At 67.1% G+C, this 12,235-nt stretch carries 10 protein-coding genes and 1 pseudogene; all 11 read right to left on the reverse strand.

The window, feature by feature from the left end; genetic code table 11:
* A pseudogene (locus AruCF_RS29555) lies at positions 1-244 on the reverse strand (flagellar biosynthesis protein FlhF); the annotation flags it as partial.
* Positions 241-2,361, reverse strand: a complete 2,121-nt coding sequence (flhA, locus tag AruCF_RS16285) for a flagellar biosynthesis protein FlhA (protein ID WP_049074390.1) — start codon at positions 2,359-2,361, stop codon at positions 241-243. The pseudogene AruCF_RS29555 and the gene flhA, both read right to left, overlap by 4 nt.
* Before the next feature lie 3 nt (positions 2,362-2,364).
* Entirely contained in the window at positions 2,365-3,519 is a 1,155-nt protein-coding gene (flhB, locus tag AruCF_RS16290; RefSeq protein ID WP_049074392.1) for a flagellar biosynthesis protein FlhB, read from the reverse strand.
* Positions 3,520-3,716: 197 nt separating this feature from the next.
* The gene (locus tag AruCF_RS16295) at positions 3,717-5,264 is read right to left on the reverse strand and encodes a methyl-accepting chemotaxis protein (protein WP_235432668.1); all 1,548 of its coding nucleotides are present in this window, start codon (positions 5,262-5,264) and stop codon (positions 3,717-3,719) included.
* 205 nt (positions 5,265-5,469) lie between these two features.
* Positions 5,470-6,102 (reverse strand): protein phosphatase CheZ, encoded by a 633-nt coding sequence (gene cheZ / locus AruCF_RS16300; protein ID WP_049074394.1) that lies wholly within the window; start codon positions 6,100-6,102, stop codon positions 5,470-5,472.
* Between the two features lie 8 nt (positions 6,103-6,110).
* Entirely contained in the window at positions 6,111-6,500 is a 390-nt protein-coding gene (gene cheY, locus AruCF_RS16305) for a chemotaxis response regulator CheY (protein WP_006387517.1), read from the reverse strand.
* Between the two features lie 50 nt (positions 6,501-6,550).
* The gene (locus AruCF_RS16310) at positions 6,551-7,609 is read right to left on the reverse strand and encodes a protein-glutamate methylesterase/protein-glutamine glutaminase (RefSeq protein ID WP_049074396.1); all 1,059 of its coding nucleotides are present in this window, start codon (positions 7,607-7,609) and stop codon (positions 6,551-6,553) included.
* 45 nt (positions 7,610-7,654) lie between these two features.
* Entirely contained in the window at positions 7,655-8,509 is an 855-nt protein-coding gene (locus tag AruCF_RS16315; protein WP_049077898.1) for a CheR family methyltransferase, read from the reverse strand.
* Positions 8,510-8,517: 8 nt separating this feature from the next.
* Positions 8,518-10,224, reverse strand: a complete 1,707-nt coding sequence (locus tag AruCF_RS16320) for a methyl-accepting chemotaxis protein (protein ID WP_049074399.1) — start codon at positions 10,222-10,224, stop codon at positions 8,518-8,520.
* A 139-nt stretch (positions 10,225-10,363) separates the two neighbouring features.
* Positions 10,364-10,864: a chemotaxis protein CheW gene (gene cheW / locus AruCF_RS16325; protein ID WP_006387513.1), complete on the reverse strand. Its 501-nt coding sequence runs from the start codon at positions 10,862-10,864 to the stop codon at positions 10,364-10,366.
* A 15-nt stretch (positions 10,865-10,879) separates the two neighbouring features.
* Positions 10,880-12,235, reverse strand: a 1,356-nt coding sequence (locus AruCF_RS16330; RefSeq protein WP_254431137.1) for a chemotaxis protein CheW, incomplete at its 5' end; no start/stop codon positions are given.

Consider the following 12,235-nt stretch of genomic DNA (forward strand, 5'->3'; position numbering starts at 1 on the left):
GCGCCGGGGGCTGCGGCGTCATGGGCGCGCGGGCCGCGGGCGCATGGCCGTCGGCATAGGCCCGCGGCGCGTACTCCTGCGCCTGCTGCGGCGCGTCGTCAAACGCGCCATCGACCGTGGCCAGCACCTCGATGCCGCCATCCACGCTGCGGTTCGACACGATCAGCGCATCGGGCCCGAGCACCTGGCGCACCTGGCGCATGACCTCGCGGCTGTTGGCGCCAAAGAAGCGGCTTATTTTCATTGACCATTACCTCCGCCGATGAGCGCGGTCACGCGGACCATGCGCTCATCCGGAATTTCCGTATTCGACAACACGCCCAGTTGCGGCAGATGGTGGCGCAGGAAGCGCGACAGCGGCGCGCGCAACACCGGCGAGACCAGCAGCACCGGCGCGTTGCCCTGCGACTCCTGGCGCTCGACCGCCGCCTGGGTTTCGCGCAGCAGTGTATCCGCCAGGCCCGGCTCCAGGCCACCGCTGGTGGTGAGCGCCTGCGACAGCACGCGCTCGAGCTTGACGTCGAGCCCGATCACGCGCAGCTCGCCTTCGCCCGGGAACCATTGCTGGGTGATGGCGCGGCCCAGCGCGCGGCGCGTCAGCGCGATCAGTTCGTTGATATCGGGCTGGCCGCCCGTGCCGGCCGCCAGCGCGGCCAGGCGCGGCCCATGCTCGGACAGCGTGTCGATGATGGTGCGCATGTCGCGAATCGGCACTTCCTCGGCCAACAGGCCCTGCAACACCTTCTGCAGCGCGGTGAGCGACAGCGTCTTGGGCACCAGGTCCTCGACCAGCTTGGGCGCGTCGCGGCCGATGCGATCCAGCAGTTGCTGCACTTCCTGGCGGCCCAGCAGATTGGAGCCGTGGCGATGCATCAGGTGGTTCAGGTGAGTGGCGACCACGGTGCCGGCGTCCACCACCGTGTAGCCGACCACCTGGGCCTGATCGCGCAGGCTGCCGTCGATCCATAGCGCCGGCAGGCCGAAGGCCGGATCGGTGGTGGGCGTGCCCTGGATCTGCATGGTCACGCCGCCCGGGTCGATCGCCAGCCATTGGCCCGGCATGGCAACGCCGTGGCCGATCTCGACGCCTGACAGCAGGATGCGGTAGTCGTTGGGCTTGAGCTCCAGGTTGTCGCGGATGTGCACGACCGGCGGCAGGAAGCCGACGTCCTGGGCGAATTTCTTGCGCAGGCTGCGGATGCGGTGCAGCAGCTCGCCGTTCTGGGCATGGTCGACCAGCGGGATCAGGCGGTAGCCGACCTCCAGGCCGAGCTGGTCCACCATCGATACGTCGTCCCAGCTGGCTTCGGCCGCGGCGGCCTGGGCCTGCGTCACCGCCTGTTGCGGCGCCTCGGCCGCGGCCACCTCGGCGGCCTTGCGCCGCTTGTGCATGGCCCAGCCGCCCCAGGCCAGCGCGCCGGCCAGGGTCAGGAAGGCGATATGCGGCATGTTGGGGATCAGGCCCATGATGCCGATGATGCCGGCCGTCAGGAACATCACGCTGGGATTGGAGAACAGCTGGCTGATGATCTGCTGGCCGATGTCCTGGTCAGTCGACACGCGCGACACCACCACGCCGGCGGCGGTCGAGATCACCAGCGCCGGGATCTGCGCCACCAGCCCGTCGCCGATGGTCAGCAGCGTGTAGACGCGGGCCGAGTCGCTCATCGACATGTCGTGCTGGGCCACACCCACGATCAGGCCGCCGATGATGTTGATCGCCATGATCAGCAGGCCGGCGATGGCGTCGCCGCGCACGAACTTGCTGGCGCCGTCCATCGAGCCGAAGAAGTCGGATTCCTGCGACACCTCGGCGCGGCGCTTGCGCGCCTCGTCCTCGCCGATCAGGCCGGCGTTCAGGTCGGCGTCGATGGCCATCTGCTTGCCTGGCATCGCGTCCAGGGTGAAGCGCGCGCCGACTTCGGCGATCCGCCCCGCGCCCTTGGTGATGACGATGAAGTTGATGATGGTCAGGATGATGAAGACGATGATGCCGACGGCGAAGTTGCCGCCCACCAGGAAGTGGCCGAAGGCCTCGATCACCTTGCCCGCGGCGTCCGGGCCGGTGTGGCCGTGCAGCAGCACCACCCGGGTCGAAGCGACGTTCAGCGACAGGCGCAGCAGCGTGGCGAACAGCAGCACGGCCGGGAAGGCGGCGAAATCCAGCGGCTTGCGGGTGAACATGGCCACCAGCAGGATCATCACCGACAGCGCGATATTGAAGGTGAACAGCAGGTCCAGCAGGAAGGTGGGCAGCGGCAGCACCATCATGCCCAGCACCATCACGATCAGGATGGGACCGGCCAGGAGCCGCGCGTGCGTGGCTCCGTTGCTTTTCAACATGGTGAGCAGAGCGCTCATTCCTTAAGCTCCTTGTGCTGCGGTTTTTGCCTGCGGGTCCAGCGCGGCCGGCACGGCCAGGGACGTCGGCGCCGTTGGTTCGGCCCCCCATCCCGAGCGCCACGAGCGCAACTGGAATACCCACGCCAGCACTTCCGCGACCGCGGTGTATAGCTCGGCCGGGATTTCATGCCCCAGCTCGACGTGTTGATACAGGGCGCGCGCCAGCGGCGGCGCTTCCAATGTGGGAATGCGATGTTCGGCGGCCAGTTCGCGGATCTTGGCGGCCACCAGCCCGGTGCCCTTGGCCAGCACCCGCGGGGCGCCGTTCTTGTCTTCCTCGTACTTCAGCGCCACGGCGTAGTGGGTCGGGTTGGTCACGACCACGTCGGCCTTGGGCACCTCGGACATCATGCGGCGGCGGGCGGCCTGGCGCTGCTGCTGGCGGATGCGCGCCTTGGTGTGCGGGTCGCCTTCGCTTTCCTTGTGTTCCTGGCGCACGTCTTCCTTAGACATGCGCAGCTTCTTCAGGTGGCTCCAGATCTGCCACGGCACGTCCAGCATCACGATCACCAGCAGCGAGGCGACAATGAAGGCGCAGCACATCGCCACCAGGCTCAGGGCCTTGGTCAAGGCGGCCGCCGGCGCCACGTGCATCAGGCCGAGCATGTCGTCGTGGTAGCGCCAGATGATCCACACCGCCACGCCGCCCACCAGCATCGCCTTGGCCAGCGCCTTGATCAGCTCGACCACCGTTTGGGCGGAAAACATGCGCTTGAGCCCGGCGAACAGGCTCAGCTTGGAGAAATTCGGTGACAGCGGCTTGCCCGAGATGACGATGCCTCCCAGCAGCACGCTGGACAGCACCGCGATCACCGCCAGCAGGCCAAAGATCGGCAGGATCACCATCAGGGCCTGGCCGAAGCCGTTGACAGCCTGCTCGACCATCACGCCCGGGTCCGCCACCACGCGCTGGTCGAACGCCAGCCCGTTGCGCAGCACGCCGCTCAGTCCCTTGTAAATCGTGCCGCCGCCGGCCCAGATCGCCCCGACACCGACGGCCAGCATCATGAACGTGCCCAGTTCCCGGGAACGCGCAATCTGCCCCTCCTCGCGCGCCTTTTCCAGGCGCCTGGGAGAGGCGGCTTCGGTTTTCTCGAGGTCGCTTTCTTCGGCCATGCTCTGCGGTGTCGTTGCGGCTCGCGGATTTTCGGATTACGAGCTGCCCGCCGAGATTCTAGGAGGCCTGGGCCTTTGGCGATAAGCCAAGAAACGGGGGGAAAGCGGCGCTATTCCCGGATGCGCCCGAACCGGGCCCGCCGGGGCGGGCCGCCGGCCGGGCGCCCTGCCCCTCCCGTCCGCTGGATCGGTCCGATTCAGCCAGCCGCCGCCACCACCGGCCGGGCCGATCCGCCGGCCTCCAGGGTGGCCTGGAAGCGCACGTAATCGAGCCCGATCCGCACCGCGCCCCAGTGCTCGCCGTCCAGGAACAGGGGCACGGAGATGTCGTTGACGATCTCGCCGGTATCACGGGAATAAGTCTGAAACAGCAGGGATTCGGTGTTGGCGGCCAACCGCGCCCCGACCGGGTCGTCGAAGATGCGCTTGTGCCGCACCCGGGCGATGTCCTGGGCCGGGTCGCCGCTGGGCGGATGCGAATAGCGGCTGTTGTGCGCCGGGGCATACCCGCGCGCGTCCACCAGCAGCGCATAGCTGCCGCCCGGCACGGCCTCCAGCACGCGGTCCAGCAGGCGGGTCAGCGCCTCGTCGATGCCGCGGTCATAGCCGGTGTGGTAGCGCGGCGGCTCGCTGCCCGCGATCCGCTGGTAATGGCGGTCGAACACGTCCAGGCCGCGCTCGCGGGCATGGTCGAGCAGCCGGATCGCCGCCAGCCGGAAAGCGTCCAGCGTCTCGGACAGGCGGTCGAAGGCGGTATTGCCGGTGCGCATGTCCGACAGCACCTCCTGCACGCTTTCGGTCTGGCGCCGGATGCGGTCGATCTCGCCGGACATGCTGGCCACCCGCTCGCGCACGTCGGCGCTCAGCGCGGCGATGCGGCTGACGTCCTGGCTCATGCCATGGTTGGTGGCGTCGACCTCGCCGATCGCCTGCACCACCTCGCCCACCTGGCGGTTCATGCTGTCGAAGTCGCGCACGAAGTGCTGGAAATCCTGGCGCGTCTTGTCCAGCACCGCGCCGGACGCGTCCACGTCCTCGCGCAGGGTGCCGGTCTGGCGCTGGGTCGTATCGACCAGCTCCAGCATCTCGCCGGTATGGCGGCCGATGTCGCTGGTGGCGGCGTTGACCCGCTCGGCCAGCCGGCCCACCTCGCTGGCCACCACCGCGAAACCGCGCCCGGCGTCGCCGGCGCGAGCCGCCTCCACCCCGGCGTTCAGCGCCAGCAACTGGGTCTGCAGGGCGATGTCCTTGATGAGCTTGCTGATATCGCCGACCGATCGCGCCCGGCCTGTCAGCTGCGCCACCACGTCGGTGAACGCCGCCATCTCGCGCGTCATGCGGTCGACCCGCTCCTTGACCTCGGACAGCTCGGCCAGCGCCTGCTCGGCCGCCCGCAGGTTCTGCCCGGAGACCTGGGCGATCTCGCGCGCATGGGTCGAGGTGGACGCCGACAGCGCCGCGATCTGGGCGCCGCTGGCCGCCAGCGCCTCGGCCGCGCGTGCCTGCTCCTGGGCCAGCAGCGCGCAGCGGCCGACTTGGAACTGGGTGCGGGCGGCGTTCAGCGCGATCTCGATGCTGGATTGCCGCACCGTGGCGATGCGGCTACGGACGCCGGCCAGGAAGCGGTACAGCGGCCAGGCGGCCGGACTGAGGGAAATCGGGCGTTCGGACAGCGTGGCGCGGCCACGGTTGAGCCGGCGCAACAAACCCCAGATGCCCCCGAATCGGAATACGGATCTGGCCAAGATGGCACCTCCTTGTGCGGCCCGGATCGCCTTCTGTGGGCATCCGTTGCCTGGGCGCGATGCGCCCTGTCTCCTGCTGCGGCCCCGATTCTTGTTGTGTTGCAGTCTACCCAAGGGCGCGCGTTCGCACCCTTAGGGAATACGACCATGCCCGGCCAGCGGGCATGGCGGCAGGCGGGCCCGCGCGGCCCGCCGCCCGGCGGGCTCAGAAGCCCAGGCTGGCCAGCAGGTCGTCGACCTGGTCCTGGCTGGTGACCACGTCGGCCTTGCCCTGCGGGCTGACCTGCGGGCCGTTGAGCAGGCTGTTGGCTTCGTCGCGACGCTCTTGCGGCACGTTGTCCAGCAGCACCTGCAGCAGCTCGCGCTCGATCGCGCCGACCACGTCCATCATGCGCATGATGACCTGGCCGGTGAGATCCTGGAAGTCCTGCGCCATGATGATTTCCATCAGCTTGGACTGGGTCTGCTGCGTCTGCTTGGGCACGTCCTGCAGGAAGGCGCGGGTGTCCTTGACCAGTTCACGGGCCTCGGGCAGTTCCAGCGGCTGGTCGTACCATTGCTGCCAGCGGCTATCCAGCGCCTGGGCCGAGCGCGACATGCCGTCCTGGATCGGGCCGGCCGCCTCGGTCGCGTTCAGCACGCGGTTGGCGGCCTGTTCGGTCATCTGCGCCACGTAGCGCAGGCGGTCGCGGGCATCGGGGATGGCGTTGGCCGCGTCCTTGATCGCCTGGTCCAGGCCCAGTTCGCGCATGCTGTCGCGCAGCATGCGGGTGAGCGAGGCGATACGGTGAATCAGGTCGGGCGATTCCGTCGAGTCAACATTCTGCGTCGTGCTCATTGCACACCTCAGCCGCCAATTTTCTCGAAGATCTTGACCAGCTTCTCTTCCAGCGTCGCCGCGGTGAAAGGCTTGACCACGTAACCGTTGGCGCCGGCCTGGGCCGCCGCGACGATGTTTTCCTTCTTGGCCTCGGCCGTCACCATCAGCACCGGCAGCGAGGCCAGGCTGGCGTCGGCGCGGATCTGCTTGAGCATTTCCAGGCCGTCCAGGTTGGGCATGTTCCAGTCGGACACGACGAACTGGAAGCCGCCGTTGCGCAGCTTCTCCAGCCCGATCGCGCCGTCTTCGGCCTCATCCACGTTTTCGAAACCCAGCTCTTTGAGCAGGTTGCGGATGATCCGCCGCATGGTGGGGAAGTCATCCACCACCAGAATCTTGATGCCCTTGTCTACCATCTTTTACTCCAGAAGAAATTTGCTTGAGATCGATCGGGATCACAACCGCGTCAAACGCGGTGTCCCCGGTCGCCCAGGCGAGTCAGAATGCGCTCACTCATTGCCGACAGCGGCACCACTTCGTCAGCCGCACCGATTGCGATGGCCTCCCGGGGCATGCCGAAGACCACGCAACTGGCTTCATCCTGCGCAATGGTATGGGCGCCGGCGCGGTGCATGGCCAGCATGCCGGCCGCCCCGTCCTTGCCCATCCCGGTCAGGATGACGCCGATGGCGTTCTTGCCCGCCGCCACGGCGGCGGAATTGAACAACACATCCACCGACGGGCGGTGGCGATTGACCGGTTCGCTGGCCTCCAGCTCGATCACGTAGTTGGCGCCGCTGCGCCCCAGGCGCATATGCATCTCGCCGCCTGGCGCCAGGTACACGTGGCCCGGCAGCACGCGCTCGCCGTGCACGGCCTCGCGCACCGTCACCGCGCACAGGGCGTCCAGGCGCTGCGCGAACGAGCGCGTGAAACCGGCCGGCATGTGCTGCGTGATCAGGATCGCCGGGCTATCCGGCGGCAGCGGCTGCAACACTTCGCGGATGGCCTCGGTGCCACCGGTGGAGGCGCCCACGATGACCAGCTTTTCCGAGCTGGCCAGCGGCCGGCGCAGCATCGGCGCCGGCGCGGCGGCCGGGGCGTGCGGGCTGGGCGTGCGCAGTTTGGCGCGCGAAGCCGCGCGGATCTTGTCGGCAATGATCTCGGTGTATTCCAGCAACCCGTCGCGGATGCCCAGCTTGGGCTTGGTGACAAAGTCGATGGCGCCCAGTTCGAGCGCGCGCAGCGTGATTTCGCCGCCGCGTTCGGTCAGCGAGGACACCATCACCACCGGCATCGGCCGCAGGCGCATCAGCTTCTCAAGGAAATCCAGCCCGTCCATGCGGGGCATTTCCACGTCCAGCGTCAGCACATCCGGATTGTGCTTTTTGATCAGCTCGCGCGCCACCAACGGATCGGGCGCGGTCGCAACCACTTCCATATCCGGCTGGCTGTTGATGATCTCGGTCATCAGTCCGCGCACGAGCGCGGAATCATCCACACATAGAACTCTGATTTTCTGCATTGTTTACCGCCTCAGTCTGGCCAGGAGCTTGCCCCGAAGGCGCGCCTAGGCCTTACCCGCGCATTCGTAGACTGTCTGCCCGCGCAGACGGAAATCCCGGCTGATATAGGTGAAGTTCTCGGAATGGCCCGCGAACAGCAGGCCGCCCGGCTTGAGCAGCGGCACGAACCGCTCCAGGATCTTCGCCTGGGTCGGCTTGTCGAAATAGATCATGACGTTGCGGCAGAAGATCACGTCGAACTTCTCGCTGATCGGCCAGGACGGCGCCAGCAGGTTCAACGTTTCGTACCGCACCATGTCGGCGATCTCGGGACGCACCCTGACCTGCCCGGCGTTGGCGCCCCGGCCCTTCAGGAAGAAGCGCTTGAGGCGGCTTTCCTCCATCTTTGCCACACGCTCGGCCGGATAGACCGCGGTGCGGGCCCGGTTCAGCACATTGGTGTCGATGTCGGTCGCCAGCACCGAGCAGGCGCCGGCGCGCGGCCCCAGCGCCTCGGCCAGCGTGATGGCGATGGAATACGGTTCCTCGCCGGTCGACGCGGCACAGCACCACACCGACACCGGGCCGCCCCGCTTCTGCGCGAAGTCCGCCAGGATGGGGAAATGATGCGACTCGCGGAAGAACGCCGTCAGGTTGGTCGTCAGGGCATTGACGAAATCTTCCCATTCGGCCGCGTCAGGTTCGTTCTCGAGCTGGTCCAGATAACTGCCGAAATCCTGCCGTCCCAGCGCCCGCAGGCGCCGCGCCAGCCGGCTGTAGACCATTTCCCGCTTGTGCGCGCCCAGTGAAATGCCGGCACGCGCGTGAATCATCTTGCGCACGCGGGTGAAGTCCGCGTCCCGGAAATCGAATTGGCGGTCCACCGGAATGGACGGCGCCAGGTTTGCCGCTGTTGCCACCACTACCCTCAGTGTCCAAGCGCAAGCGCGTCAGGCGCTTGCAACCGCGAATCGTCCGCGGCGGATGACCGGCCCGAGGACAGGCGCTGGGCCGGCACCTCGATCACTTCGCCGGCATTGATCTTGAATACCGCCACGGCTTCGGCCAGGCGCTGTGCCTGTTCCTGCAGCGAACCGGCCGCGGCCGCCGCCTCTTCCACCAGCGCCGCGTTCTGCTGCGTCACTTCGTCCATCTGCGAGACCGCGCGATTGACCTGGTCGATGCCGCTGGACTGCTCTTCCGAGGCCGCCGAGATCTCGCCCATGATGTCCGTCACACGCTTGACCGACGCCACGATCTCCTGCATCGTCGCGCCCGCGCGTTCCACCTGTTCGGACCCCGCGCCCACCTTGGTCACGGAGTCCTCGATCAGGCCCTTGATCTCCTTGGCCGCCTGCGCGCTGCGCTGCGCCAGCGAGCGCACTTCGCCCGCCACCACCGCGAAGCCCTTGCCCTGCTCGCCGGCACGGGCCGCTTCCACCGCCGCGTTCAGCGCCAGGATGTTGGTCTGGAACGCGATGCCGTCGATCACCGACACGATTTCCGAGATCTTGCGCGAGCTGGCCGAGATGCCATGCATCGTGTTGACCACTTCGGCCACCGCCGAACCGCCGCGCTCGGCCACGTCCGAAGCGCTGGCCGCCAGCTGGTTGGCCTGGCGCGCGTTGTCGGCGTTCTGCTTGACCGTCGAAGCCAGTTCTTCCATCGACGCGGCGGTCTCTTCCAGAGAGGCCGCCTGCTGCTCGGTGCGGCTGGACAGGTCGGTGTTACCGGCCGCGATCTCGTGCGAACCGATGTTGATCTCGTCCACGCCGCGGCGCACCGACGCCACGGTGCGCGTCAGGCTTTCCTGCATGCGCTTGAGCGCGGCGAACAACTGGCCGATCTCATTGGTGTTGCGCACGTCGACACGTGCGGTCAGGTCGCCGCCGGCGATCCGGTCGAAATGATGGCCCGCTTCCTTGAGCGGCTGCAGCACCCGGCGGCGCAGGAACACATACGTGGCGAACACCAGCAACGCGGCGATGATGCCACCGGCGCCCACTGCCATCAGCACGAACTGGTAGCGCACCTGGGCCACCTCGAACGCGTCCAGCATCTTGCTGGCGCGCCAGAAATCAAAGCCTTCGACGGCGCGGGCGAAGCGCCCTTCCAGCGCGTCCTGCACCTTCTGCACCTGGGTCTGGTAGGCCGGCATGTCGGCCTTCTCCAGCGCGGCGGTCAGGGGCTGCACGCCCTGCTGGATCAAGGCGCCGTAGGCTTCCTCGACCTCCTTGAGCGATTCGGCTGCCTCGGCGGGCCGCGGCAGCGTCTTGAAATACTCGAATTCGGCCTGGCCCTTGTTCTGCGCCGCCTTGGCGCGCTCCAGCAGGCCAGTGGCCTCGCTCGACAGGCCCTGCGTCAGCAGCGTCGGCTGGCCGACGCTGCGCACGATGTCGGCATAATTGGACGAGGCCGTACGGCCCAGGCCATTGAGGGTGTCCTTGTAGCTCGATACGACGCGGCCGAGCGCATCGTTCAGCTCCTGCGATTGCTTGATTTCCGCCAGTGTCGCGTTGCTGATGCGCAACGACAGCACGCCCAGCGCCGCTCCAATCACCAACATGAATGAGAAAAACGCCAGCACCCACAACAGGCTGCTGCGTATCGTCATGTTCGCGAAAAACTTGCGCATCACAAGCACCCCTCCTGACTGCAATCGTTAAGGAAAAGCGCCATATCGATTCCACAATATGGCGCGCCCATCTCCCTGGGAGGTCGCCACCGCCGGGGCCCCGCCCCGCCGGTCGCGCATCCGGGTCCAGTCCTTCCGATCAGGAAGCGACCTTCTCCACCAGGGCCATTTCATCGCTGGTCATCATCTTTTCGATGTCGACCAGGATCAGCATGCGTTCGTCGACCGTGCCCAGACCCGTCAGGTATTCGGTGGACAGGGTGGCGCCGAATTCCGGCGCCGGGCGGATCTGGCCGGCGTTGAGCATCAGCACGTCCGATACGCCGTCGACCACGATGCCGACCACGCGGCGATCCAGGTTGAGGATGATGACGACGGTCTGTTCGTTGTATTCGACGCTGCCCAGGTTGAACTTGATGCGCAGGTCGACGATCGGCACGATGATGCCGCGCAGGTTGGTCACGCCCTTGATGAACGGCGGAACATTGGCGATGCGGGTCACCGTGTCGGCATCGTAGCCACGGATTTCCTGCACCTTCAGGATGTCGATGCCGTACTCTTCGTCGCCCAGCGTGAAGACCAGGAACTCGTTGCCGACATCTTCGTTGCGCGCGGCTTGCGCTTGCGGTTTGGCTGCCATGGGGCTATTTCTCCATCAATTCAGAATGGCTTCGGGCTGCGACCAACGCTCACGGTTGGCGCGCGCAAGCGCAAATACGTCGACGATCAGCGCCACGCTGCCATCGCCCAGGATGGTGGCGGCGGAGATGCCGGGAACCTTGCGGTAATTCGACTCGAGATTCTTCACCACCACCTGGTGCTGACCAATCAGGTGATCCACCAACAGGGCGAAACGGCGGTCCTCGGCCTGCATGATGACCGCGATGGCCTGGGTGGGATCGGTTTGCGCGTCGCTGACGGAAAACACGCGGTGCATCTCCACCAGCGGCAGGTACTCGCCGCGCACATGCATGACGCGCTCGTTGCCCGCCACCGAATAGATCTGGTCGTTGGTGGGCTGCAGCGATTCGGTCACGTGGTTCAGCGGCAGGATGAAGGTTTCCTCGCCCACCCGCACCGACATGCCGTCCAGGATGGCCAGCGTCAGCGGCAGCACGATGCGCGTGGTGGTGCCGTTGCCCGGCTCGCACGACAGCTGCACGTGGCCGCCCATGTCCTGGATGTTCCGGCGCACCACGTCCATGCCGACGCCGCGGCCGGAGATGTCGGTGACTTTCTCGGCCGTGGAGAAACCCGGCGCGAAGATCAGTTGCCAGATTTCGTCGTCCGGCGAGTTCTCGTTGACCGGCAGGCCCTGGGCCATGGCCTTCTTGAGGATCTTTTCGCGGTTCAGGCCGGCGCCGTCGTCGCTGACCTCGATGACGATGTTGCCGCCATTGTGCTGGGCAGACAGCACCAGCTGGCCAACCGGATCCTTGCCGGCGGCGACGCGCTTCTCGGGCGTCTCGATGCCGTGGTCCAGGCTGTTGCGCACCAGGTGCGTCAGCGGGTCGATGATGCGCTCGATCAGGCTCTTGTCGAGTTCGGTGGCGCGGCCGTAGGTCTGCAGTTCGATCTGCTTGCCCATCTTGCCGGCGATATCGCGCACCAGGCGCGGGAAGCGGCTGAAGACGTAGTCCATCGGCATCATGCGGATCGACATGACGGCTTCCTGCAGGTCGCGCGCGTTGCGCTCGAGCTGCTCCATGCCGTTGAGCAGGCGGTCGTGCAGCACCGGGTCCAGCGTCGAGGCTGTCTGCGCCAGCATGGCCTGGGTGATGACCAGTTCGCCCACCAGGTTGATGACCTGGTCGACCTTTTCGACGCCGACGCGGATCGAGGTGGATTCCTTGTCGACGTGGGCTGGCGCGGCGGCGCGGCTGGTGCGCGCGGCCTGCGAGATGGCTTCGGCGGCGGCGGCGGACTCGGCCACGGCGGGCTCAGCCGCGGCAGGCGCGGCGGCAGGCGCGGCCTCGGGGATCGCGGCCACCGGCGCGGCGGCCACGGCGGG

The organism is Achromobacter ruhlandii (genome assembly GCF_002082135.1).
In the GTDB taxonomy this organism is placed as follows: domain Bacteria; phylum Pseudomonadota; class Gammaproteobacteria; order Burkholderiales; family Burkholderiaceae_B; genus Achromobacter; species Achromobacter ruhlandii.

Coding starts and splice junctions, on each gene's coding strand:
- cheY (WP_006387517.1), bottom strand. CDS start 6,500: ATGGTAGACAAGGGCATCAAGATTCTGGTGGTGGATGACTTCCCCACC.
- flhB (WP_049074392.1), bottom strand. CDS start 3,519: ATGGCCGAAGAAAGCGACCTCGAGAAAACCGAAGCCGCCTCTCCCAGG.
- AruCF_RS16320 (WP_049074399.1), bottom strand. CDS start 10,224: ATGCGCAAGTTTTTCGCGAACATGACGATACGCAGCAGCCTGTTGTGG.
- AruCF_RS16310 (WP_049074396.1), bottom strand. CDS start 7,609: ATGCAGAAAATCAGAGTTCTATGTGTGGATGATTCCGCGCTCGTGCGC.
- cheW (WP_006387513.1), bottom strand. CDS start 10,864: ATGGCAGCCAAACCGCAAGCGCAAGCCGCGCGCAACGAAGATGTCGGC.
- flhA (WP_049074390.1), bottom strand. CDS start 2,361: ATGAGCGCTCTGCTCACCATGTTGAAAAGCAACGGAGCCACGCACGCG.
- cheZ (WP_049074394.1), bottom strand. CDS start 6,102: ATGAGCACGACGCAGAATGTTGACTCGACGGAATCGCCCGACCTGATT.